Genomic DNA, 23,224 nt, shown 5'->3' with positions numbered 1-23,224 from the left:
CAATTTTCAGTTCATTTTTATTTGTCCTTCGCATTTCAATATCCTAATTTTGAAACCGAATTTATGGTATTTTTTAGCTTTTAGCCTAAGCGAATCACTAAAAATAAAATTATATTCGCCTTCTATACAAACTTAAGGAAAATTACCAGTCTCAGATTAAAAAAATATTAACAATCGCCTATGGCAATCATCACTTTAACGACCGATTTCGGGGAGAAAGATTATTTCGCTGGTGCGGTTAAAGGAGCTATCTATAGTGAATTAAGTGATGTTAGGATTGTTGATGTTTCCCATTCTGTTTCTCCCTTTCATATTAGTGAAGCTGCTTACATCATAAAGAATGCCTATAAAAGTTTTCCAAAAGGAAGCATACATATTATTGGCATAGATTCTGAATTAACCCCGGAAAACAAACACCTCGCGGTTAAACTGGATGAACATTATTTTATTTGCGCCAATAACGGGATTCTTTCACTTCTGGCTTCAGAAATAAGACCTGAAAAAATCGTAGAGATCAATATTCATGATAAGATCCAGACCAATTTCCCGGTGCTGGACGTTTTTGTAAAAGTTGCCTGCCATATTTCCAGAGGCGGAACCCTGGAAGTCATAGGTAAAAGCGTTAGTGAGATCAGGCATCTTAAACAATTTGAGCCTATTATCAATTCTGAAAAGAATCAGATCTTAGGTCATGTGATCTATATTGACAACTACGGAAATGTGATCACCAATATTTCCAGGAAACTTTTCGAAACTGTAGGGAAAGGGAGAACCTTTAAAATCAGTGCAAGAACAGTGAATTTCAGTACGATATATGAAACTTACAGCCATGCCATTAATTTTGAGGTGGAAAAGGAAAAACGAAAAGAAGAAGACGGCAAAAAACTGGCAGTTTTTAATTCGGCCGGTTATATTGAATTAGCTATTTATAAAAGTAATCCAAGTACGGTAGGAAGTGCGGCAAGTCTCTTCGGACTGGAATATCTGGATACGATAACAGTAAATTTTGAATAGATGTTGGTACGTATAGTCAAAATGGGATTTCAAGCTGATAAGATCGATGAATTCCTGGTTAATTTTGAAGAAAACAAATCAAAAATAAGAGGTTTTGAAGGTTGCCTTTTTTTAGAACTCTATAGAGGTAAAGACAATACAAACCAGTTTTTCACGTATAGTTACTGGAAAGATGAGGAATCTTTAGAAAACTATAGAAATTCTGAACTTTTTAAAAATGTGTGGGCAAACACAAAGGTTTTATTCAATGAAAAACCTGAAGCCTGGAGTGTGGATAAATTGGTTAGTTTGGAGTAGTGAAAAGTGAAAAGTGAAGAGTGAAGAGTGAACAGCGAACAGTGTCACATTGAGCGCAGTCAAAATGTGGAAGTGAAAAGTGAAGAGTAAAGAGTGAAGAGTGAAAAGTTTAAATTGAAATAAATTACTTAGATCGAAATAAAAACGAGATTTCTCCCTGCGGTCGAAATGACAAAACACCAAAGACACAACACACAACTGATAAATAATAATTGATAATTAAAAGTATGCTGGCGATACTGAATAAAGAAATACAATCCTTTTTCTCATCCCTTACGGGATATCTTGTTATTGGACTATTTCTAATTGCCTGCGGATTTTTTCTCTTTGTATTTTCCGGAGGTTATAATATTCTGGACAGCGGTTTTGCAGATCTTAAGCCATTTTTCACCCTTGCTCCCTGGATCTTTCTATTACTAATCCCGGCTATCGCCATGAAAAGCTTTGCCGATGAAAACAGAATGGGAACCATGGAGATCCTGCTTACCAAACCAATAAGACTCTGGAAATTGATTACAGGAAAATACCTGGGTGTTCTTTTTTTAGTGATTCTGGCAATTATTCCAACACTTTTATATGTTTTAACAATTTCTCAACTGGGCAGTCCCGTTGGCAATTTTGATGTTGGCGCTACTATTGGTTCTTATATTGGACTTATATTTTTAGGTGGTTGTTATGCCGCCATCGGAATATTTGCTTCCAGCCTATCATCAAACCAGATCGTTTCATTTCTACTAGGAGTATTTCTATGTTTTATTTGCTATTATGCTTTTGAAGGACTTGGCGAAACCAACATTTTTGGCACTTCAAGCTATATTCTGGAATCCTTCGGAATCAGTTTTCATTATAAAAGCATTAGCCGCGGAGTGATAGACACCCGTGATATTATTTATTTTCTGAGTCTGATATTTCTGTTTCTCAAACTAACAGAGATCAACCTTTCAGCAACAAAGAACAGGAGATAATGAAGAAATATCAGAAAATAAAATCTTTACTTATTTTGCTGGTTATCCTTATCGCGGTGAATTTCCTGGCTTCGGAAGTTTATTCCAGATTCGATCTAACCCAGGATCAGCGATATAGCCTTTCTCCCGCAGCTAAAGAGATCGTGGCAGATGTAGAACAACCGGTTATTTTCGACGTATTCCTGGAAGGAAATTTTCCATCTGAATTCAGAAGATTACAAAATGAAACGAGACAGATGCTGGAAGAATTTTCAGCCTATAACCGCAATATAAAATTCAATTTTGTAGATCCGCTGGAAGAAGGAGGCGATGCGAACGCCATTGCTGAAGAATTCTATAAAATGGGAATGACCCCGGCCCGATTGAATGTTAAGGAAAATGGAAAGAACAGCGAAAGCATCATTTTCCCATGGGCGATCGCCAATTATGGAGATAAAACCGTAAAGATCCCGTTGCTGAAAAATCAGATTGGCGCTACCGATGAAGAACGTGTAAATGCTTCGGTACAACAACTGGAATATTCCCTTGCAGACGGATTGAGTAAGCTTATCTATCCCCGGGAAAAGAAGATCGCAGTGATGCGTGGAAACGGTGAATTGCCCGATGCTAAAATTGCAGATTTCGTTAAAACCATTCAGGAGTATTATTTTATGGCTCCTTTTACGCTGGATTCCGCAGCTATCAATCCACAAAAAACACTGGAAGATCTTCAGGAATACGACCTTATCCTGGAACCCAAGCCAACTCAGCCATATTCTGAAAATGAAAAGTATGTTTTAGACCAATATCTCATGAATGGCGGGAAAATGTTATGGCTGGCTGAAGTTACCAATATGGAAACCGACAGTCTTTTTAACGAACGAGGCACTGCTATTGCACTGCCAAGAAACCTCAACCTGGGCGATTACTTTTTCTCCTACGGAGTTCGTATAAATCCTGAAATTGTGAACGACCTCTATTCTGCTCCTATCATCCTGGCAAGCGGTAGCGGACAAAATACGAGGTTCAATCCATATCCCTGGTTCTATAGTCCGTTAACCAGTTCTCCAAACGAGCACCCGATCATCAACAATATTGAAGCGGTAAAATTCGAGTATGCCAATCCTATTGATACATTGGCCAATAACATTCAAAAGACCATTCTTTTGAGCAGTTCGCCAAAAACTAAACTGGAAGGCGTTCCGGCGCAAATAAGCCTGGATATGGTTGGCGAAAAGCCAGAGATTTCATCTTATGATGCCGGTGAACAACCTCTGGCTGTTTTACTGGAAGGGCAATTTAAGTCTGTATATAAAAACAGGGTAAAACCTTTTAAAATTTCAGAACATAAAGACCAGGGAATAGATTCAAAAATGCTGGTAATATCTGATGGCGATGTGATTAAAAATGATCTACAGGGAGGAAAACCTATGGAACTCGGTTTTCAGCGTTATACCGGAAATACTTACGGAAACAAAGAATTTCTTCTTAACGCTGTGAATTATCTTTTGGACGATACCGGGCTCATAGAAATTCGTTCCAAAGAGATCAACCTGGCTTTCCTGGATAAAGAAAAAACTGCTGCTCAAAGGGAACAATGGCAATTGATCAATATTGCAGGGCCTCTCCTTTTACTCCTGATCTTTGGGGTCGTTTTCAGGTTCTACCGAAAACAGAAATACGTGAAGTAAGGCTTCCGCAGCATCCAGAGAAGCTTTTAACAGATACATATTAACAATTTCAATTTTATTTAATTTTATAAAACCTTATTTTACAGGGTTTTGAATCATTTTCATTACCAAAGTCTGTTAATAAAAACTCCCTGAACATCCCTCTATTTTTGACTTATTAAAATATATTTGTAATTGATTCAAAATAAATCAATAAAAGCCGATGAAATTTATTGTATCCAGCAACTATCTGCTGAAACAGCTACAAATACTTGGAGGGGTAATTAACAACAGTAATACGTTACCGATTTTAGACAATTTCCTTTTCGATCTTAATAACGACGAACTAACGGTTTCCGCTTCAGACCTTGAAACAACGATGTCTGCGAAACTTAAGGTAGAATCAGATTCTGAAGGAAAAATTGCCGTTCCTGCAAAATTACTTTTAGATACTTTAAAGACCTTTCCGGAGCAACCCCTGACTTTTGTAGTTGAAGATAACAATACCATAGAATTAAGCTCTAACCACGGTAAGTATGCACTTGCATATGCCGATGGCGAGGAATTTCCTAACCCGGTAGAACTTGAAGATCCAAGCAGTACAATTGTAGAGGCTGATATTTTATCTTCTGCAATTTCCAAAACTATTTTCGCTTCAGGAAATGATGATCTTAGACCCGTAATGAGTGGTGTTTTCTTTCAGTTCACTGAAGACGGACTTACTTTCGTAGCTACAGATGCTCATAAACTGGTAAAATACTCCAGAGAAGATATCAAAGCAAATCAGGCTGCCGAATTCATCATGCCTAAAAAACCTTTGAACCTTCTGAAAGGAATCCTTGCGGGAAGCGAATCTGAAGTATTGATAGAATACAACGATTCCAATGCGAAGTTCACCTTTGACGAAACTCAGCTGATCTGTAGATTGATCGATGGGAAGTACCCAAATTACGAAGCGGTAATCCCGAAGGAAAATCCAAATAAACTTACAATTGAAAGAAACCAGTTCTTAAGCTCTGTAAGAAGGGTTTCTATTTTCTCTAATAAAACCACGCATCAGGTAAGATTGAAGATCGCCGGTGCTGAACTGAATATTTCCGCAGAAGATGTAGATTACAGCAATAAAGCAGAAGAGCGTTTAACCTGTTCTTACCAGGGCGATGATATGCAGATTGGTTTCAACTCAAGATTCCTTATTGAGATGTTGGGTAATTTAACTGCAGATGAAGTTATGCTGGAAATGAGCTTACCAAACAGAGCTGGCATCCTTACGCCGGTAGACGGACTGGATCCGGGTGAGAAGATCACTATGCTGGTAATGCCGGTGATGCTGAATAATTAGTCGACAGTTTTTAGTCGCAGTAGGCAGAAAAAAAATATAATATAAAAAGCCCGTTCATTGATTTGAATGGGCTTTTTCTTACTAACTAATTAAATGAAAACTAAAACTCTATTTCAAAAACTGTATGGTTAATGGATAATAAGGCATTTCACCATTACTTACCTTTATTGCATTCATTATAGGTAGAATAAGCGCTATCAAGCCTATAATAATTAATAGAAGTATTCCCAGCCCTAACAATATGATAAGCGGAATACAGATGATAGAATAAATGAACAGGCTAATTTGGAAATTCAGGATCATTTTACCGTGCATATCCATTCCGGCTACTTTATCTTTTTGGGTTAACCAAAGTACGAGCGGAACGATAAATCCCCCAATTCCTGTTACCAGGTCCAGTAACTGACTTAAATGTGTTATTACTAACAATTGCTTGTCTTCTCTCATTTTCAATTTTTTGATGGTTATTGATGGTCTCTATATAAAAGACGAGCAGAATTAAGCTTTGTTACATACTCTCGGCTTCATTTTTTTCTCCCCTCCTTTGGAGGGGGTTGGGGGGAGGCCTATCTTTGCCCTATGAAATTGAATGACACCATTGTTGCTCTTGCCACACCTTCTGGTGCTGGTGCTATTGCCATAATTAGAGTTTCAGGCCCTGATGCAATAAAGATCGTTGCTCCTTTATTCAAAGCTAAAAGCAAGAAGAATTTAGCTGAGCAGCCCACCCATACTATTCATTTGGGAAATGTGATGGAGGGCGAAAGGACTATTGATGAAGTGCTGGCTTCGGTTTTTCGTGCTCCTAAATCCTATACTGGTGAGGAAACGGTGGAGTTATCCTGTCATGGGAGTCCGTATATCCAGCAGGAGATCATCCAGTTGTTGATTCGGAACGGTTGTCGCGCTGCGGAAGCCGGAGAATTTACCCTGCGTGCTTTTTTGAACGCAAAAATGGATCTTAGTCAGGCCGAAGCCGTGGCCGATCTTATCAATTCTGAAAATGCCGCTTCTCACCAGATGGCGATGCAGCAGATGCGTGGTGGTTTTTCAAATGAAATTCAAAAACTGCGTGAAGAATTGCTGAATTTTGCTTCGCTTATTGAACTGGAACTCGATTTCGCTGAAGAAGATGTGGAATTCGCTAATAGAGATCAGTTTAAAGAGCTGGTTTCCAGAATTCAAAGCGTATTAAAAAGACTAATTGATTCTTTTGCTACCGGAAATGTATTGAAAAACGGAATTCCGGTGGCCATTGTGGGAGAGCCTAATGTGGGTAAATCTACTCTGTTGAATTCTTTATTAAATGAGGAGCGCGCCATCGTTTCAGAAATTGCCGGAACTACCCGTGATACCATTGAAGATGAAATGAGTATTGGCGGTGTTGGGTTTAGGTTTATTGATACCGCTGGAATAAGGGAAACAAAGGATGTGGTAGAAAGTATCGGGATTAAAAAGACCTTTGAAAAGATAAGCCAGGCGCAGGTAGTGGTGTTTCTGATAAACTCAGAAAAGTTCGGAGTTCGGAGTTCGGAGTTCAGAGTGGAAATAGAGAAAATAAAAAATAATTTCCCTCAAAAACCACTTTTGATCATTGCCAATAAAGTAGACAGGCTTTCTGAAGAGCAATTACAGGAATTGAGATCTGAGTTGAAAGTCATCTCCAATGAACGTGAAAGATCTCAATATTTATTACTCTCAGCTAAAACAGGCAAAGGAGTTGAAGAGTTGAAACAAAAGCTCCTTGAATATGTAAATACCGGTGCGCTGCGAAACAGTGATACCATCGTGACGAATTCAAGGCATTATGCCGCACTTTTAAAAGCTCTCGAAGAGATCAACAAGGTAGAAGATGGTTTAAATGCTGAACTTTCGGGAGATCTTTTAGCTATTGACATACGCCAGGCGCTGCACCATTTTGGAGAGATCACCGGAGAAATTACAAATGACGACCTGTTAGGGAATATTTTTGCGAATTTTTGTATTGGAAAATAAACAGAAGATTTTATTTGATACCAAATGACATCAAATAACACCAAATAATACTAAAATAGAGGCTTAAGAGCCTCTATTTTATTTTCATATTTTCCGAATCTAATTTCTTTTTACACCTTTCTTTACACTTAATTTACACCTCGTTGTTAAATTTCATCAATGAGGTGTATTTTTTTACACCTCAATATTTATTTTTCTTATATTTATAGAAATTAACCAGTTATGAAAATCAAACTCAAAAAGAAAAAATTAAAGACTGGAAAGTATAGCCTTTATATTGAATATTATAAAGGCTTCATCCAGAATGATAAAGGTAAGATTGAACATAATAGGGAATTTGAATATTTAAAAGAATACCTTATTATTGAACCAAAGACAACTAAAGAACGCCAAGAAAATGCTGAGGTCCTGTTGAGAGCCGAGCAGGTGCTATCAATCCGTAAGGCTGAATATGCACAAGGCAAATATGGTATAAAAGATAAAAATAAGGATAGACTACTCTTTATCACTTATTATGATAAACTTAAAGAGGAGCGTTATGAAAGCAAAGGTAATTACGACAATTGGGATGCTGCTCAAAATCACCTTGAGGATTATATAGGTAAGAGAAAAATAACATTTGAAGATGTTGATGAAGATTTTGTTCTAGGCTTCAAAAAGTTTTTAAATCATAAATCCCGAACAAAATCGAATACTCCTCTATCTCAAAACTCAAAGTATACTTATTACAATAAATTTAAAGCAGCTTTACGGCAAGCTTTTAATGATGGCTATACGCGAAGAAATTTCGCTGCCACGGTCAAAGGATATGCCCAGGGTGAAACCTCCCGAGAGTATTTAACTCATGAAGAATTACAGGGGCTTGCTAAAGCCAGATGTAAACATCAAATACTAAAAAATGCATTTCTATTCAGCTGCTTAACCGGTTTAAGATGGAGCGATATTAATAAATTGAACTGGGCCGAAGTTCGAGATGAAGATGAAGGCTCCCGACTTATTTTTAAACAGAAAAAGACTGCCGGTCAGGAATACCAGTATATTTCAGGTCAGGCCAGGAATTTACTAGGAAAAAGAAGAAAAGAAAATGATCGGGTTTTTCAAGGTTTGAAGTATGGTGCACATTTTAATGCAGAAATTCTAAGGTGGTGCATGCGGGCCGGTATTACCAAGCATATTACCTTTCATAGCGCCAGACATACTCATGCAGTACTATTACTTGAAAACGGAGCAGATATTTATACGGTTTCAAAAGTACTCGGCCATAAAGAAATAAGAACCACTCAGGTATATGCTAAAATCGTAGACAAAAAGAAAAAAGAAGCAGCCTATTTAATTCCAGAGTTACAAATGGATTATGAATTTTGATATAATTACATATCTATCTTTCTTTGCATTTATATACGTCTATAGTCGTTTAGCTATTCATTATCTCCCCGTAATTTATTCACACTTTTTAAATGAAAATTTAAGCTTAGTCAATTCAGTAGAAAAACCAAGATTATTATTTCATTTTACTGGACTAAGTTTTATGCATTTGATGTCTAATTTTCATCATTCAAATCAAACTTCAAATTTGGCCGTCCAGCTTATAATAGTATTAGTCTATTTGCTAGGATTATATTTCTGCCTTACTTCCTGGAGAGAAAATTTTAAATCTTCTTTCTTAAAAAAAATAATCTCTAATTCGGATAAGTCTCCAAATAATTTCAATCTATCCATTTCGGATATTCATTTAACTCAATTATATAATGAAATGGTACGCTTTGATTTAATTGACCAGGAAGCAACTTCCCTACTAGATTTTAAAAACGTTTTACTAGAGGATTGGGGTAATCAACGCTCGAGAATTCATTTAAAAATGGACGGTCCTAGTTGCAGAGAATTTTATGATCACCTAATTAAAACATTTCCACACAATTCAATAACCTTGAAAAATCTATTTGTTACCTCTGGATTACTTATTAGACCTGATGGCAAGAAATACAATTATAACACGTTGAAAAATGCTCCTACCCGCTCTCCTATTTCTAAGCAACATGAAGCATTAGAAGCCATTTTTCAGAAGTTTAAATAAAGGCTTTTTATAGTTCCACTTTGAAAGCGGGTTCCATAATTAATTGCTCTTTCTGGGCAATACCAATCTTTTTTGCATAGTGTTTCCAATTACTTATTACAGATAAAATTTCTTCAATAATCTGATTCATATCATCTTCCCCTAAACGAAAATATTCTCCAACGCCTATGGCTAGATCTAAATCGAGTGCATTGTCGTCTGCATCGATATTCAATGCTAGTCCATCCTTTTCCACAGAAGGATTTATATCATAAGCCGGTGATAACTCCCATCCTTTTTCATTCATTATAAAGCCGTGATTTCTTAAATGATCATCAGTATTTGATACAGCGATATTAAAAATTAAACGGCGCCATAATTGATGTAAATTCTCCTCCACATTAATACCATAATTTTCAATTACATCAACGATATCAAGATAACTTGGACTAACATTTTTTAAAGATTCTTCGGTATTACCGGTCATTGTCATTGCTGAAGAAAAATGAATTCTTTGTCCGTCTTCACGATCGAACCTCTTTGTCAAAAATGTATGGTAAGGTCCTGTAATTTTTTCAATTTTCGATTCTGCCATTTCTATCCCACAATCAAGGGCTAGTCTATATGTTAGGAATTCCCATGCCCCCTTGTCAATTGTATCCGTTTTAGAAGGAAATTTTGCAATCCAAAGATCTCCATTTTTCCCTAATACATTGGCCTTTGGTCTGGCACCGCCAAGAGAAGATCCTGGAGCAATCAGTACAGCAAGCCATTGTCTGATAGTATTAGTTTCAGAATCACTTTCTATGTGATTTACCGCCTCCTGCAGATCGCCCAAAGAGGACCACGGCGGAGTTGGATTCTTAGTATCGTTATCTAAAAATGGTCCCTTCCTATCGGTCTTAAATCGTAAAGCCCCCATTCTACTTTCATCATAAACACCTAACAAGTAATCAATTTCATAGAGTTTGGGTATTTTTTCATTTCTAGATCTGGCCTCCTGTGCCGCCCTCCTCTTCATCAAAGTTTTACCCCATGTATCGGGCATACTATCTAAGAAAACTCCAAAATTTTCTTTATCTGTCGGATACTGAGGCCCGGAAAAAAAATTAATTTCAGGGTCCAGTAATTGATAAGAATTGCGCTTCAACCAATCTTTGTTGTACTCAAAGCTGAATGCCTTTTTGCCTTTAGCAAATTGTGCTGAAAGTACTCCGATCTCGGTGGGAGCTTCTAGTCCTTTCCAGTCGGCATACACGTATATATTGATTTTTCCTTCCGCCATAATTTAGAGTAAATCCAGGTCCTGAAGTTTACGACCAAGTTTATCATCATTTGCCAGATTAGCAAAATCCTTTTCAAGATTTAATACTTTCAGTACATTAAAATAGATACCTATTGCAACGGAAGGATCTCCCTTTTCTACTCTATGTAATGTTGCACGATGGATGCCCGCTCGTTCAGCCACCTGTTCAGCAGTTAGTTTTCTGCGTTTACGAGCAAGCTTAATATTTTCTCCTAATCCTGCGAATATCTTTTGATATCTCGGAAGAATTAATGCTTTTTTAGAATTCATATGTCGCTTATTTGCATCAAATATATATATTATGATATAAATAAACTACATTATGGTATATTTTTCACTATTAGAATGCAATGTTTTAAGGAAGGTCTTTCTTTTTCATAAATATACGAACTCCATTATCCCTATTATCCTCCTGCCACATATTTTCTCTTACATACCATTCAAATAGATTTGTATACCCAGCACGCATAGCACACCTTCCCTTTTATTTCACTTGCTAGTTTGGCTCCATGAATCGCTCATAAAGCGAAAATCAATCTCTAACTAATAACACTTTAATCATGGACTCATTACAAATACTTGAAAAACTTGACCGAATAGAAAATATGGTTCGCGCCAATAAGAATGTGTTAACCATTGAAGAGGCTGCGGAGTATACTGGTATCTCACGTAGCTACCTGTATAAACTAACTGCCAACGGAGACATTCCATTTTCAAAACCTCGTGGTAAAATGATTTACTTCTCAAGAGAAAAACTGGATGAATGGCTGCTATCCAGTCCCAGTAAATCAAAAGCTGAAATTCAACAGGAAGCGCTTAACTATACTTTCCGAAACAGGAGATAATTTTCTTGATCAGTTATGGACAGTAAACCACCAAATATCTATATGGTCGAGAATCCCAAGAAGAAAACCATTTACGATTATATGGAGGAATATTTATTTGATAAATACCAAATTCGATATAATGAGATAAGCCAGGATTTTCAAATCTCATTGAAAAATTCTAATAATTGGGAAGAACTTGAAGTTAACTCAGTTCTTATTGAATTGGCCAAATGTAATATTGAGGTCCCTCCCAGTAAACTTGAGATCTTTTTAAGATCATATGTTGTTCCGCATTTTAATCCTATTAGTAAATATTTTGAAGATTTAGAAGATTGGGATGGTCAAGATTATATTTCCAAATTATGTTCCTATGTTCCAGTTCAGGATTCTGATAATTTCTCCTATCATTTTAAAAAATGGTTGGTTAGAACTATTCGATGTGCCCTGGAGGAGAGTTATTTTAATAAGCAATGTCTAGTTTTAGTCCACAACCAACAGAATTCAGGCAAATCAACCTGGTGTCGCTTTATATGTCCTCCCCCTCTCTCTAAATATATAGCAGAAGACATTAGTAATGATAAAGATGCCCGAATTCAGTTAACCCGAAATTTTATTATTAACCTCGATGAACTTTCCATGCTAAACAAAAAAGACATAAATAGTCTTAAAGCATATTTTTCTAAAACATTCATAAATGAACGATTGCCTTATGACAGAAAAAATTCAACGCTATCTAGGACCTGTTCATTTATTGGTTCAACCAATCAGGCTAATTTCCTGAATGACGAAACAGGTTCTGTCCGTTGGTTATGCTTTAAACTTCTTAGGAAAATTGATTTTAATTATTCCAAGGAAATTCAGGTTAACCAGATTTGGTCACAGGCATATCATTTGGCCTATTCTGATCCTGATTTTTCTCCGGAACTAACTCTAAAAGATATTGAGGAAAACGAAGAAAGAAATCGCGAGTTTCGTCAGTTATCTACGGAAGAAGAATTAATCACCAAATATTTTGAACCGAGCCAGGATATAAAAGATTTTCATACCTCTTCCGAAATTCTAGCTAAACTTTCATGCCTCAATATAAGATTGAATGTAGTTTTTATCGGCAGAGCTCTGAATGCTTTGAACTTTCAACGAGTGAAACACCCTAAACGACAGGTCTATGGTTTCTTGACAAAACAATTGTTTACATCGAGCCCTTGGGAAATAACATAAATACTACTTACCTACTTACCTAAAGTTAGATCATCCCTTTTATGACAAGGCTTAAGACCAGGTAAGTAAAACTTAATTCATCTTACCTAAGTTACCTAAAACCTGGAATTTAGGTAAGATAGGTAACTAAAGGTAACTAGCATTTTTATTTGAAAAGCCTTGCTATGACTGGAAAAGGTAAGTAGGTAACTAAAATTATAGAAAAATGAAACTTCAAAAACTAACCTGTGAAAGAGCCCGCAATATTTGCATCGTGGAAACCCTCGCAAAATTGGGCCACTTCCCCAGTAGGAAAACGGAGAAAGAAGCCTGGTTTCTGAGTCCCCTTCGGTCAGAAACACAGGCCTCTTTCAAAGTGTCTTTAAAACTGAACCGATGGTATGACTTCGGAATTGGTGAAGGTGGGAATATCATTGATCTGGTGTGTCTACTATCAAATTGCAGCGTTGGAGAAGCACTGCAGTTTCTCTCGGATGAATTGCCTGTATTTAGCTTCCAGGGTACTATAACCGATACTTCAGAAAAGGAATGCGGTAATACCATCATACAAGTAAAACCGATCACCAAGAGCTACCTAAAGAAGTATGTAAGATCTAGAGGTATTTCCCTTGAAGTTGCCAGAAGCTACTGTAAGGAAGTCTGGTACGAATGCCGGGAAAAATCTTATTATGCCATCGGACTTCAAAATAAGGATGGTGGCTGGGAACTGCGCAGTCTCTATTTTAAAACTTCCAGTTCTCCTAAAAGCTATACCTACCTCCAGAATGAAAATGATAACCTGGTCGTCTGTGAAGGAATGTTTGATCTATTATCCATTGCTGAAATATATCCGGAGGAATTAAATGGTTCGGATATCATCGTTTTAAACTCGCTTTCATTTTTACAACAGATAACATCCTATTTCAAAAACTATACGTCGGTTGATCTCTACCTGGATAATGATCAATCCGGGAAGAAAAACGCAAAGAAATTATTTCAGTATTATCCCCACTTAAAAGACCAGAGTAATCGCTATAAAAACTATAAAGACCTTAATGAAAAACTAGCTTGTGGGTAGTCGATTTACAGTGGCCATAAATCGTTTTGAGTAGCAAAGCAAGATGTGTCATTGTCATGACAATCTTGCTTTGCGCCCGGAGGTTGCAAAGAAAATAAATATTAAAAATGAAACGGGAATACATCCAGATACGCTGCTCGATCTACGAGAAAAAGCTACTCAAAAAAAGAGCGGCCCGGGCAGGAATCTCCCTTTCAGAATATCTCCGGGCTACCGCTTTTAAAATCAATATCGTGGAACGATTAACTCCGGAACAAGTAGAATGCTACCAGCTACTGATCCAGTATAAAAACAATTTTATGCGAATCACTAATATGTTTAAAAAAAGTGATCCCCGGCTGGCGAAAAACGTTGAAGATCTCGCTGAAGAAATTAGAACGCACCTTCAAAACTTTAAAAAATGATTGGCAAAGGACAGTCTATAGCAAGCACCAAGGCTTCCCTCGACTATGGATGGAATCAGGAAAAAGAAGCAGAAGTAGTTCTCAAACAACACCTGGCCGGTGATACGCCCGGGCAGATCACCGATGAGTTTAAGATCATTCAATCTCAAAATGACCGCTGTACTAAAAATACCCTGAGTTTTATAGTAAGTCCAACCATCAAAGACGGGAAGGAATTAAGCCACCAGGATTTAGAAAAGATTGCCCAGGGATTTATAAAGGAAATGAATCTCCAGAATAATCAGGCCATTGGTTTTGTCCATAAAGACAAGGAACATACCCATATTCACATCTATGCAAATCGTATCAGCTTAAAAGGGGAAGTTTATAAAGATAGCTTTATAGGAAAACGAAGTCAGATCGCCGCAGATAATGTAGCCAAACAATTAGGGCTAACCCGGGTAAGAGAAGTACAACAGGGAAAGCTACAGGAGTTAAAATGGCAGCGACTGGCCATTAAACATATCCATAACAAAGTTCTGGAATCAAGGCCCAAAACCCTGGATGAGTACATACAAAAAATGAATGCACGTAATGTAAAGGTCATTCCCAGTATCAACAAATCCAATCAGCTGCAGGGCTTCCGGTTCGAATATCAGGGCGCCAATTTAAAAGGAAGTGAGGTCCACCGGTCCATGAGTGGTAGTAAACTAATCGCAGAAATTTCTCAGAATAATTGTTACAGTAAACTCAGGGAAGTACCTAAGACTTTAAAGCTGGTGAATAACACCGTACAACTTAGCACAAACATGGCCAGTAAAATAGCTAAAGATCTGGCTAAACAGGTGATCAAGCGAGGACTTGATACCGGTATGGGTATGGGAATGGGCTACTAAATATTAATGAGTATGAAAAAACTAGATGAGATCATGGAACTGATGGCTGATGAAATGGCCGATTTTAAAGTTTCTATTTTAAAACTGGATTTATTATCCAAAAAGCTCAATAAAATGAGTATTCCTATCAGTACAGCTGCTATTGATGAGAATCTAAAGAGCTTTCTTCAAAAACAGGAAGAGGCTGATGAATTAAAAAATGAATTATTTAGAGATATCAATATCCAGTTGGAAAGAGCCAGTCTGATCCCCAACTATATTCTTGTGTTATTTGGGAGTATTCTGATCCTGCTTTTATCCGGATTGGGATATTTTATTTACTCTTCCAAAATAACCGAAGGAGAGAAATTTTGGATCTATCGAACTATTTCTGAATCAAAACTTGAATCCTATCAAATCTTTTTCTCGGAAAATCTGGAAATAAAAGAAGGTTATTGCAATTGGCTGGAACAGTGGCATAAGTAAGTATGCGCCCTATGCTGTTTTTACTTTACGCTTAACTTTCCGTACACTATAAAAACAGCACAGGAACCACGCGCAAGGTTAGTTATGGGAGATATGGGGCCATAAATTGTGACTTCCTCGTAAAATAAATATTTGTGTTTGTTCCAGAACCAGATGGAATTTGTAAAAAGGTTCCATGCACGAAGAAAATAAAATAAGAAAGCCCACGCCGTTGTATATGCTTTACGCATTTAGTGAGTGCAACTAATGCCTCACATTACGGGTGTACAAGCACCCTCATAACCAAAACTTTAATCTATAATAAGTTCAATCCCGGCTTTCTCAGCCTTGTATTTTATTTTAGTGGTCAGCTCATAATAACTCCAATTTCTAGGACAAATTCCTCCTCTTTGGCAATGCCTATCTTATTTTCCTGGTTTATTAAAATTAGCGTTCCTGCTTGGTGTTTCACACAGAAATCAATTAATTTCCGGCTGTATAGGTGGAGGCGATGACTAACATAATTCTTTTCCTTTTCATGGAATCTTTGCACTGCTTTTGTTTTTCTTTTACGTCCTTGTCCTGATCTGGAAAAAGTAGCTCCTGCCTCTGCCCTTTTCCGTGCAGCCTGTATGGCTAACCTCCGATATAAAAACTCTTCCCTGGTACCAATGCTAAGTTTTGTCATTCCGATTTTTACAACAATCGGGTATTCAAGGGATAAAGAAGCCTGGGCAATAACATCCGGTTTCAGGGTATGCCTTTCCTTTTCAATTTCAAAAACCGCCAGTAAATAGGTTTTATTATCTTTCAGTTGAATCTGCGAGGCGCATAGCTTAGTTTCGCCTGCTACTAACCGCTCTAGCAATCTACGTTTATCGGTGTAATCTTTTCCTAAGTAGGTTTTCATAGGAACTGAAAATAAACGAAAACAGAATGCTTTTTTCTCTTCGTTATAGGTTAATCCACTGATACCTTCCATATCAAAAGGAAAAGCCAGATCTCTTTTGAAATTCATCAATGAAGCTTACAGATAACTTAACTAAACTAGTAACATTGTACAATTTTTGGTGATAATGATAGGTCGACTACCAGCTCAGACACCTGTTTCCTACAGCGTCCTGACGTATGACAGATGCTATTGGATCCCGATCATATATGAGATCGTTTGTATCATATAGTAGAAATGATCTTGGGTCAGTACATGACTTCCTTTTAAATCATAGGCATAAATTTCTTCATTTTTAATTGACATGATCCTATTTGATCAGAACGAAAACAACCGGTTCTAGTGGGGCATTCCACCATTAAAAAAAAATTTTCATTTTTACTTGGAGACTAATTTAAAAAAAACAATAAAACTATTTTTGTATCATAGTTTCCTTTGTTTACCTTTGCGCCTGATTTCAGAAAAGCAGAAATTAAAAATAAAGTTTAAATGAAAAAAATACTGATATGTTTTCTTCTGGTAACGAGCCTTACTTCTGGGCAGGAACCAGTTATTTTAAGCCTGCCAGAGGCTGTTTCTTATGCTTTAGATCATAAAGCCGAAGCAGAAAAAGCACGTCTGGATATTATTAAGGCCAATGCGCAAATCGCCGAAGTAAGATCTAACGCACTGCCACATCTTAACGGAAGTGCAAATACATCTTATAATCCTCTTTTGCAGGAGAATATCCTGCCCGGGGAATTCTTTGGAAGGCCGGGCGAAGATATAGCTGTGGCATTTGGAAGAAAATGGAACTCGACTGCCACGGCGCAGTTGACGCAAACACTGTTTGACCAGGCGGTATTTACCGGCCTTAAAGCGGCTAAATCCACAAAGGAATTTTATCAACTGAATGCACAGCTTACGAACGAAGAAATTATTGAAAAGGTTGCAACTGCATATTACCAGGTATATCAAACCCTGCAAATGCTTGAAAATTTGGAGAGCAATCTGGAGCTAACAGAGCAAACTGTTGAAATCGTAAAAGGTCTTTATGAAACCGGACTGGCAAAAAAGATTGATTATGACAGAAGTAAAGTAGCATTGAATAATCTTATCGCAAACAGGCAGCGGATGATTAATGCCGTTGAGCTGAGTGAAAATACCTTGAAATTTATGATCGGGATGCCTATTAGTCAGGAAATAAAACTACCAGAACAAAATTTTCAGCCTTCATTGCTCCCCAATGAAAGTCTGGAAATGACTGAAAGAACAGAGCTTCAATTGTTGGCAAAGCAGATCGAGCTTTTAAACTGGCAGAAAAAAGCGACCCTTGCCGAATATTATCCTTCGGCATCTCTTTCCGCTAATTATGGCTGGCTTGGCCAGGGTGATGAGGTACCCCTTTGGAACGGTGAAGATAAAGGCGTTTTCTGGTCGGATCTTGCATCTGTTGGAATTAACATCAGAATTCCCATTTTTAACGGTTTTGCTACCAAATCCAAGGTAAAACAAAACCAGATCGACATTGAAAAGGCGCAGGCAGATTTCCAGGAAACAGAACTTGCGTTACAACTGGCCTACAGCAATGCTGTGGCACAGCTAGAGAACAGTTTTCTCACGATCGAAACCCAGGTAGAAAATGTAGAGCTTGCGCAGGGAGTGCTCGAAGACAGCCAAAACAATTATGAATTGGGACTGGCAAGCTTAAATGACATGCTTGATGCTGAAAGGGATCTCGCCGAAGCAAAAAATAACCTAACCAATGCCCGCCTTGATTATAAATTAGCCGAAGTGGAGCTATTAAAGTCACAGGGGAAACTAGAAATACTAAAAGAAAATAAGCTTTAAGATGAAAAAGAAAACAATCATAACCATTGTAGTGCTAATCGGCGTCGCCGTAGCTTTCTTCCTGATCCTGCAAAACAATAAAAAAAACAATGAAGAAGAACTGGAAATAGTTGCTCAGAAAAATTCAGAAGTAGCTGTAAGAACTGCCACCGTTCAAAAAGAAAGCCTTAGTGGAATGTTCACTGTAAATGGTACTTATGAACCTCAGACAAGGGTGCAGATTTCAGCCGAAATGAATGGACAGGTTGTGGCAATTTATGTTGAGGAAGGAAGCCGGGTCAAAGAGGGACAGGTTGTAGCAAAGCTTTCTGGTGATAAGACTAATGTAAACGTGACTAATGCAAAAGCCAATCTTGATAATGCCATTTCCAGTTTGAATAGGTTCGAAGCAGCCTTTAAAACAGGAGGTGTAACCGCAGCACAACTGGACCAGGCGAGGTTGCAGGTAGAAAATGCGAGAGCACAGTATCAATCTGCACAAATAAGCTCCGGAGACACCAACATCCGCTCCAAAATCAGCGGAATTGTAAATGAAAAAATGGTGGAAGTAGGAATGGTTGTAGCTCCGGGCAATCCAATCCTAGAAGTAGTGGATATTTCTTCCCTTAAATTACGCGTAGAGGTAGATGAAGCTTTGGTAAGCCAGTTACAAAGGGGCGACATTGTAAAAATGGTACCCAGCGTGACCAAAGATACCATTAGTGGGAAGATCAGTTTCATTGCGCCTGCCTCTAATGGAGCCCTTAAGTTTCCTGTGGAAATTACTGTGGACAATTCCGGAGGAAATTTAAGAGCAGGAATGTATGCTACTGCAGTGTTTAACGAAGCAGGGCTGGATAACATTTTGACCATCCCAAGAAAAGCATTTGTTGGTAGTGTAAGTGATAATAAAATATTTCTTGTAAAAGATAGTATCGCACATCTTACTACCATTAAGACAGGTATAAATTATGGCGATAAGGTTCAGGTTACCAACGGTCTTTCAGAGGGTGACGTGATCGTGACCAGTGGACAAATCAATCTTACTGACAATGCAGCGGTGAGAATCATAAAATAAAGAAAAACAAATGAAATTAGCAGAAGTATCTATAAAAAGGCCCAGCCTTGTAATTGTAATGCTCGCATTACTAATTATTGGTGGTCTTTTTAGCTATAGCCAACTCAGCTATGAGTTGATCCCAAAATTTGAAGTAAAGGTGGTTACCGTCATGACCGTTTATCCCGGTGCAGCTCCTGCCGAGGTGGAAAACACCGTATCCCGTAAAATAGAAGATGCAGTGTCTTCCCTTGAGAGCATTAAAAAGATCCAGTCGAAATCTTTTGAAAGCCTGTCGTTGGTGACTATTGAATTTGAAAACGAAGCGGATGTCGATTTTTCGCTCAATGAAGCACAGCGAAAAATAAACGCCATTCGCTCTGATCTTCCTGATGACGTAGAGGAACCTTCGCTCTCACAGTTCTCAATTTCAGATCTACCTATAATGAGTATGGGAGTAACCGCAAATCTCACAGAAAGTGAACTTTATGATCTAATTGATGAAAAAATAGAACCTGCCTTTTCACGGCTTCGGGGTGTCGCACAGGTGAATCTTGTGGGAGGACAGGAAAGAGAAATCAGGGTAAATTTGGATCCTGACAGGCTTCAGGGTTACGGGCTTACCGTTCCAATGGTGCAGCAAATAATAAGTGCTTCAAACCTGGATTTTCCTACTGGAAACCTTACCACCAGAGAGAATACTACGCTTATCCGGCTCTCTGGAAAAATTCAGTCTGTAGAGGAATTGAGAAATCTTACAATAGCTTCTCAAAACGGACAGAATATTAAACTTTCTGATGTTGCCGAAGTTCAGGATACGCAAAAGGAAGTAGAAAAGATTGCACGTATTGATCGTCAAAATACCATTTTACTTCAGGTTCAAAAACAAACCGATGCGAATGCGGTGACTGTAAGTGAACTTGTGCAGGAGAAAATTGATGAAATGGAGCAGCAATATGCCGAGCAGGGAGTACAGATAACAATAGCAGATGATTCTTCAGAATTTACACTTGAAGCGGCAAATTCAGTAATAAAAGATTTATTTATCGCTATTGCACTTGTAGCATTCATAATGCTTTTCTTCCTGCATAGCTATCGAAATGCCCTTATCGTAATGGTTTCCATTCCTACTTCGCTTATTGCCACTTTTATAGGAATGTATTTGATGGGATACACCCTCAACCTGATGAGCTTACTCGCACTTTCCCTGGTAGTGGGAATCCTGGTGGATGATGCCATTGTGGTTATCGAAAATATTCATCGCCATATGGAGATGGGTAAAAATAAAATCCGTGCCGCATATGACGGTGCTTCAGAAATTGGGTTCACGGTAACAGCGATCACCCTGGTAATCGTGGTGGTTTTCCTCCCTATTGCGATGAGTACCGGCCTTGTGGCAAATATTATTGCGCAGTTTTGTGTTACGGTAATCATTGCGACCCTCTTGTCCCTATTGGTTTCCTTTACGGTGGTGCCATGGTTATTTTCCAGATATGGAAAACTGGAGCTTATAACCGATAAATCTTTCTTCGGAAAGATAATAAATAAGTTCGAAGCAGGGATTTCCTGGTTTACTGCAGAAGTAACAAATATCCTGAACTGGTCTCTTGACAATAAAATTAAGACTTTTCTGGTAGTGATTGGTTTATTTGTAAGTTCTATTGCTCTTGTTGCAATGGGCTATATTGGATCTGATTTCTTTCCGGAAACAGATAGGGGAGAGTTTCTTGTTCAGTTAGAAATTGATAAAGATGCCTCCATTGAAGAAACCAACTTTATCACTCAACAAGCAGAAGCTTATCTGCAGGACATGCCACAGGTGGAGAGTCTTCTTACCACAGTTGGCCAGTCCAGTAGTGGAGGAATGGGCGCTGCGCAGGCTACCACTAATAAATCTGAGATCAATGTTACTTTAGTTGACAGATCTGAAAGAGAAGATAAAACCAATGTCTTTTCCGCTAAATTACAACGTGATCTTGAGCAGAAACTAGTGGGTGCTGAAGTAACTGTCGTCCCTGTGGGAATAATGGGGGCCCAGGCAGCCCCACTCCAAATGACTGTTACTGGTAATTCATTTGAAGAAGCTTTCGCCTATGCCCAGGCTGCTGAGGAAGTCTTACGGACTGTGGATGGTGCCACCGAAGTGGAGACAAGTGTGGAAGATGGTAATCCTGAAATCTCGGTAAGTGCAGACAGGGATAAAATGGCTTCCCTGGGATTAAATGTAGCCACAGTTGGGCAAACTTTGCGCACAGCGTTTAGTGGCAATACAGACAATAAATTTAGAACCGGAGACAACGAGTATGACATTAATATTATTTTTGATGAAGCAGCGAGAAATGATATAGAAGATGTAAGAAATATCCAGTTTGTAAATAACAGTGGGCAAAGGATTAATTTGGCCCAGTTTGCGGATATTAATTATGAATCAGGCCCTTCCCTGCTTGAACGTTACGACCGTTCGCCTTCTGTAACCGTTTCGGCACAAACAGTAGGTAAAACTACGGGAGCAGTGGCCCAGGAGTGGGAAGAAAAACTTGGGAATATCGAGCAGCCTAAAGGTGTGGAATGGACCTGGGGCGGAGATATGGAACGCCAAAGCGAAGGTTTTGGTACGCTGGGAATTGCCTTACTGGCAGCTATTATGTTGGTGTACATGATCATGGTGGTACTGTATGATGATTTCGTGAAGCCGTTTATAGTGCTGTTCTCTATTCCTCTATCCTTCATTGGAGCATTATGGGCACTGGCTCTTACCAACCAAAGTTTAAACATTTTCACCATTTTGGGGATAATAATGCTTATTGGGTTAGTTGCTAAAAACGCGATTTTACTGGTAGATTTTGCCAATCATAGGCTGGACCATGGAGAAAAAATAAGAACAGCTTTAATCCAGGCAAACCATGCGAGGCTGCGTCCAATTTTAATGACGACCATTGCCATGGTTTTCGGGATGCTTCCTATTGCACTGGCCTCGGGAGCGGCTGCGGAGATGAATAATGGTCTGGCAATTGTAATTATTGGAGGATTATTATCATCGTTATTCCTTACCCTGGTAATCGTACCGGTGGTATATATGATTTTTGTACGCCTGGAGGAGAAATTCTCTTCTAAAGAGGAAAAGAATTATGAGGAGCTGATGGTAGCAGATTATGAGCACATTCATCCTGAACAGGAATTAGAATTTGATTAAAGTGCAATAGCTGACTGTTAAAGGGCAGTCAGCTCCTTTTTGTACTAAAGCATAAAAAGGAATATTTTTATAAAACCAATTACCTAAATAAAATTTTTAAAACCAGAACAAATGGTGAAAGATATTGAATTACTAGAGAAGGTAGCAGATCTTTTCATCTATTATGGAGCCAAGACAGTGACCATGGATGACATAGCCCAGAAACTAAAAATTTCTAAAAAGACGTTGTACCAGAAATATAAAAATAAGGAAGTTCTGCTGGAAGAGGTGCTAACGTATAAGTTGGAAAAAGTTCTTTTAAAGATGAGAAATCTAGATGAAACCATAGATAACGCCGTGGAAAGGATGTTTGCCAGAGATGAGGATATTGAAAGAGCTTCAAGAACTAACGATTCCATTATGCTAAGGCAGCTAATAAAATATTATCCCGAGATATTTAATAGACACATGCTATATTTTTCAGAAAAGCTTTCGGAAATTCTTGTGCATAATATTGAAAGAGGTAGAAAACAGGGACTCTACAGGGAAGATTTTGATGCTAATCTATATTCAAAACTTTATTTTCAATTAACGATGACCTATGATAATTCACCCTTTTTGGATACCACTGAAATATCCAGGGCCCACTATCAGCATGAATCGTTAATGTTTTATATGAATGCTATAACTAATGAAAAAGGTAAGGTAAAAATGAAAAACATTATTTCTTAGATCATCCTGTCTTCAGCGTTGCAACACCCTAGAAATTTTTCTCGATGATTCGATATAAT

21 protein-coding genes and 1 pseudogene are annotated in these 23,224 nt (G+C 38.0%); 18 read left to right on the top strand and 4 right to left on the bottom strand.

Going from position 1 to position 23,224, the window contains the following annotated elements:
- Positions 1-180: 180 nt before the first annotated feature.
- From Q1K34_RS15695 to dnaN, 5 genes are all read left to right on the top strand, one after another.
- Positions 181-1,014 carry an SAM-dependent chlorinase/fluorinase gene (locus tag Q1K34_RS15695; RefSeq protein WP_300440969.1) on the top strand — a complete coding sequence of 278 codons (834 nt, stop codon included), beginning with the start codon at positions 181-183 and terminating at the stop codon, positions 1,012-1,014.
- Positions 1,015-1,311, top strand: coding sequence for an antibiotic biosynthesis monooxygenase family protein (locus Q1K34_RS15690; RefSeq protein WP_300440966.1), 297 nt, complete (start codon positions 1,015-1,017; stop codon positions 1,309-1,311). It begins immediately after the preceding gene.
- A 227-nt stretch (positions 1,312-1,538) separates the two neighbouring features.
- The gene (gene gldF / locus Q1K34_RS15685) at positions 1,539-2,276 is read left to right on the top strand and encodes a gliding motility-associated ABC transporter permease subunit GldF (protein WP_300440964.1); all 738 of its coding nucleotides are present in this window, start codon (positions 1,539-1,541) and stop codon (positions 2,274-2,276) included.
- Positions 2,276-3,946 (top strand): gliding motility-associated ABC transporter substrate-binding protein GldG, encoded by a 1,671-nt coding sequence (gene gldG, locus Q1K34_RS15680; protein WP_300440961.1) that lies wholly within the window; start codon positions 2,276-2,278, stop codon positions 3,944-3,946. Before gldF ends, gldG begins: the two co-directional genes overlap by 1 nt.
- 202 nt (positions 3,947-4,148) lie before the next feature.
- The gene (gene dnaN, locus Q1K34_RS15675) at positions 4,149-5,267 is read left to right on the top strand and encodes a DNA polymerase III subunit beta (RefSeq protein WP_300440959.1); all 1,119 of its coding nucleotides are present in this window, start codon (positions 4,149-4,151) and stop codon (positions 5,265-5,267) included.
- A 108-nt stretch (positions 5,268-5,375) separates the two neighbouring features.
- Here the strand turns inward: dnaN and Q1K34_RS15670 are convergent, their stop codons facing one another.
- A complete protein-coding gene (locus Q1K34_RS15670) occupies positions 5,376-5,714 on the bottom strand; it encodes a DUF4870 domain-containing protein (protein WP_300440957.1) in 339 nt (112 codons plus the stop codon).
- A gap of 132 nt (positions 5,715-5,846) precedes the next feature.
- Here Q1K34_RS15670 and mnmE point away from each other — a divergent pair, with 132 nt between their 5' ends.
- The 3 genes from mnmE (at position 5,847) to Q1K34_RS15655 (ending at position 9,336) form a co-directional block, all read left to right on the top strand.
- Positions 5,847-7,262: a tRNA uridine-5-carboxymethylaminomethyl(34) synthesis GTPase MnmE gene (gene mnmE, locus Q1K34_RS15665; protein ID WP_300440954.1), complete on the top strand. Its 1,416-nt coding sequence runs from the start codon at positions 5,847-5,849 to the stop codon at positions 7,260-7,262.
- 222 nt (positions 7,263-7,484) lie between these two features.
- A complete protein-coding gene (locus Q1K34_RS15660) occupies positions 7,485-8,627 on the top strand; it encodes a site-specific integrase (RefSeq protein WP_121346084.1) in 1,143 nt (380 codons plus the stop codon).
- Positions 8,617-9,336 carry a hypothetical protein gene (locus Q1K34_RS15655; RefSeq protein ID WP_121346085.1) on the top strand — a complete coding sequence of 240 codons (720 nt, stop codon included), beginning with the start codon at positions 8,617-8,619 and terminating at the stop codon, positions 9,334-9,336. Before Q1K34_RS15660 ends, Q1K34_RS15655 begins: the two co-directional genes overlap by 11 nt.
- Before the next feature lie 7 nt (positions 9,337-9,343).
- Here the strand turns inward: Q1K34_RS15655 and Q1K34_RS15650 are convergent, their stop codons facing one another.
- Positions 9,344-10,600: a type II toxin-antitoxin system HipA family toxin gene (locus tag Q1K34_RS15650; RefSeq protein ID WP_156282203.1), complete on the bottom strand. Its 1,257-nt coding sequence runs from the start codon at positions 10,598-10,600 to the stop codon at positions 9,344-9,346.
- Positions 10,601-10,603: 3 nt separating this feature from the next.
- Positions 10,604-10,891 carry a helix-turn-helix transcriptional regulator gene (locus tag Q1K34_RS15645; RefSeq protein ID WP_121346087.1) on the bottom strand — a complete coding sequence of 96 codons (288 nt, stop codon included), beginning with the start codon at positions 10,889-10,891 and terminating at the stop codon, positions 10,604-10,606.
- A 290-nt stretch (positions 10,892-11,181) separates the two neighbouring features.
- Here Q1K34_RS15645 and Q1K34_RS15640 point away from each other — a divergent pair, with 290 nt between their 5' ends.
- The 6 genes from Q1K34_RS15640 to Q1K34_RS15615 all read left to right on the top strand — a co-directional run bounded on the left by Q1K34_RS15640 (position 11,182) and on the right by Q1K34_RS15615 (position 15,467).
- A complete protein-coding gene (locus Q1K34_RS15640; RefSeq protein ID WP_121346088.1) occupies positions 11,182-11,466 on the top strand; it encodes a helix-turn-helix domain-containing protein in 285 nt (94 codons plus the stop codon).
- A gap of 15 nt (positions 11,467-11,481) precedes the next feature.
- Positions 11,482-12,666, top strand: coding sequence for a VapE domain-containing protein (locus Q1K34_RS15635; RefSeq protein WP_156282205.1), 1,185 nt, complete (start codon positions 11,482-11,484; stop codon positions 12,664-12,666).
- A 205-nt stretch (positions 12,667-12,871) separates the two neighbouring features.
- Positions 12,872-13,723 carry a toprim domain-containing protein gene (locus Q1K34_RS15630; protein ID WP_121346090.1) on the top strand — a complete coding sequence of 284 codons (852 nt, stop codon included), beginning with the start codon at positions 12,872-12,874 and terminating at the stop codon, positions 13,721-13,723.
- A gap of 107 nt (positions 13,724-13,830) precedes the next feature.
- Positions 13,831-14,127 (top strand): mobilization protein MbpA, encoded by a 297-nt coding sequence (mbpA, locus tag Q1K34_RS15625; protein WP_156282207.1) that lies wholly within the window; start codon positions 13,831-13,833, stop codon positions 14,125-14,127.
- Positions 14,124-15,002, top strand: coding sequence for a relaxase/mobilization nuclease domain-containing protein (locus Q1K34_RS15620; RefSeq protein WP_219548151.1), 879 nt, complete (start codon positions 14,124-14,126; stop codon positions 15,000-15,002). The genes mbpA and Q1K34_RS15620 overlap by 4 nt, the downstream gene beginning before the upstream one ends.
- A 12-nt stretch (positions 15,003-15,014) precedes the next feature.
- Complete coding sequence (locus Q1K34_RS15615) at positions 15,015-15,467, top strand: DUF6730 family protein (RefSeq protein WP_156282211.1); 453 nt, start codon at positions 15,015-15,017, stop codon at positions 15,465-15,467.
- A gap of 290 nt (positions 15,468-15,757) precedes the next feature.
- On the opposite strand, the pseudogene Q1K34_RS15610 reads toward Q1K34_RS15615, so the two are convergent.
- Positions 15,758-16,470: pseudogene (locus Q1K34_RS15610) on the bottom strand (hypothetical protein); the annotation flags it as partial.
- 414 nt (positions 16,471-16,884) lie between these two features.
- On the opposite strand from Q1K34_RS15610, the gene Q1K34_RS15605 reads away from it, so the two are divergent.
- The 4 genes from Q1K34_RS15605 to Q1K34_RS15590 all read left to right on the top strand — a co-directional run bounded on the left by Q1K34_RS15605 (position 16,885) and on the right by Q1K34_RS15590 (position 23,165).
- Positions 16,885-18,225 (top strand): TolC family protein, encoded by a 1,341-nt coding sequence (locus tag Q1K34_RS15605; protein WP_300440934.1) that lies wholly within the window; start codon positions 16,885-16,887, stop codon positions 18,223-18,225.
- A gap of 1 nt (position 18,226) precedes the next feature.
- On the top strand, positions 18,227-19,282 hold the full coding sequence (locus Q1K34_RS15600) for an efflux RND transporter periplasmic adaptor subunit (protein ID WP_219548145.1): 1,056 nt from the start codon (positions 18,227-18,229) through the stop codon (positions 19,280-19,282).
- 10 nt (positions 19,283-19,292) lie between these two features.
- Positions 19,293-22,454: an efflux RND transporter permease subunit gene (locus Q1K34_RS15595; RefSeq protein ID WP_300440931.1), complete on the top strand. Its 3,162-nt coding sequence runs from the start codon at positions 19,293-19,295 to the stop codon at positions 22,452-22,454.
- 111 nt (positions 22,455-22,565) lie between these two features.
- Positions 22,566-23,165 carry a TetR/AcrR family transcriptional regulator gene (locus Q1K34_RS15590; RefSeq protein ID WP_300440928.1) on the top strand — a complete coding sequence of 200 codons (600 nt, stop codon included), beginning with the start codon at positions 22,566-22,568 and terminating at the stop codon, positions 23,163-23,165.
- The last annotated feature ends 59 nt before the right edge of the window (positions 23,166-23,224 follow it).

The sequence above is a fragment of the Christiangramia sp. genome, from assembly GCF_029937855.1.
Classification (GTDB): domain Bacteria; phylum Bacteroidota; class Bacteroidia; order Flavobacteriales; family Flavobacteriaceae; genus Christiangramia.
This window is presented reverse-complemented; position numbering and strand designations above follow the sequence as displayed.

Bases quoted from the DNA above. Each gene is read 5' to 3' on its own strand.
- Q1K34_RS15695 (WP_300440969.1), top strand. From the start codon at position 181: ATGGCAATCATCACTTTAACGACCGATTTCGGGGAGAAAGATTATTTC.
- Q1K34_RS15690 (WP_300440966.1), top strand. From the start codon at position 1,015: ATGTTGGTACGTATAGTCAAAATGGGATTTCAAGCTGATAAGATCGAT.
- gldF (WP_300440964.1), top strand. From the start codon at position 1,539: ATGCTGGCGATACTGAATAAAGAAATACAATCCTTTTTCTCATCCCTT.
- gldG (WP_300440961.1), top strand. From the start codon at position 2,276: ATGAAGAAATATCAGAAAATAAAATCTTTACTTATTTTGCTGGTTATC.
- dnaN (WP_300440959.1), top strand. From the start codon at position 4,149: ATGAAATTTATTGTATCCAGCAACTATCTGCTGAAACAGCTACAAATA.
- Q1K34_RS15670 (WP_300440957.1), bottom strand. From the start codon at position 5,714: ATGAGAGAAGACAAGCAATTGTTAGTAATAACACATTTAAGTCAGTTA.
- mnmE (WP_300440954.1), top strand. From the start codon at position 5,847: ATGAAATTGAATGACACCATTGTTGCTCTTGCCACACCTTCTGGTGCT.
- Q1K34_RS15660 (WP_121346084.1), top strand. From the start codon at position 7,485: ATGAAAATCAAACTCAAAAAGAAAAAATTAAAGACTGGAAAGTATAGC.
- Q1K34_RS15655 (WP_121346085.1), top strand. From the start codon at position 8,617: ATGAATTTTGATATAATTACATATCTATCTTTCTTTGCATTTATATAC.
- Q1K34_RS15650 (WP_156282203.1), bottom strand. From the start codon at position 10,600: ATGGCGGAAGGAAAAATCAATATATACGTGTATGCCGACTGGAAAGGA.
- Q1K34_RS15645 (WP_121346087.1), bottom strand. From the start codon at position 10,891: ATGAATTCTAAAAAAGCATTAATTCTTCCGAGATATCAAAAGATATTC.
- Q1K34_RS15640 (WP_121346088.1), top strand. From the start codon at position 11,182: ATGGACTCATTACAAATACTTGAAAAACTTGACCGAATAGAAAATATG.
- Q1K34_RS15635 (WP_156282205.1), top strand. From the start codon at position 11,482: ATGGACAGTAAACCACCAAATATCTATATGGTCGAGAATCCCAAGAAG.
- Q1K34_RS15630 (WP_121346090.1), top strand. From the start codon at position 12,872: ATGAAACTTCAAAAACTAACCTGTGAAAGAGCCCGCAATATTTGCATC.
- mbpA (WP_156282207.1), top strand. From the start codon at position 13,831: ATGAAACGGGAATACATCCAGATACGCTGCTCGATCTACGAGAAAAAG.
- Q1K34_RS15620 (WP_219548151.1), top strand. From the start codon at position 14,124: ATGATTGGCAAAGGACAGTCTATAGCAAGCACCAAGGCTTCCCTCGAC.
- Q1K34_RS15615 (WP_156282211.1), top strand. From the start codon at position 15,015: ATGAAAAAACTAGATGAGATCATGGAACTGATGGCTGATGAAATGGCC.
- Q1K34_RS15605 (WP_300440934.1), top strand. From the start codon at position 16,885: ATGAAAAAAATACTGATATGTTTTCTTCTGGTAACGAGCCTTACTTCT.
- Q1K34_RS15600 (WP_219548145.1), top strand. From the start codon at position 18,227: ATGAAAAAGAAAACAATCATAACCATTGTAGTGCTAATCGGCGTCGCC.
- Q1K34_RS15595 (WP_300440931.1), top strand. From the start codon at position 19,293: ATGAAATTAGCAGAAGTATCTATAAAAAGGCCCAGCCTTGTAATTGTA.
- Q1K34_RS15590 (WP_300440928.1), top strand. From the start codon at position 22,566: ATGGTGAAAGATATTGAATTACTAGAGAAGGTAGCAGATCTTTTCATC.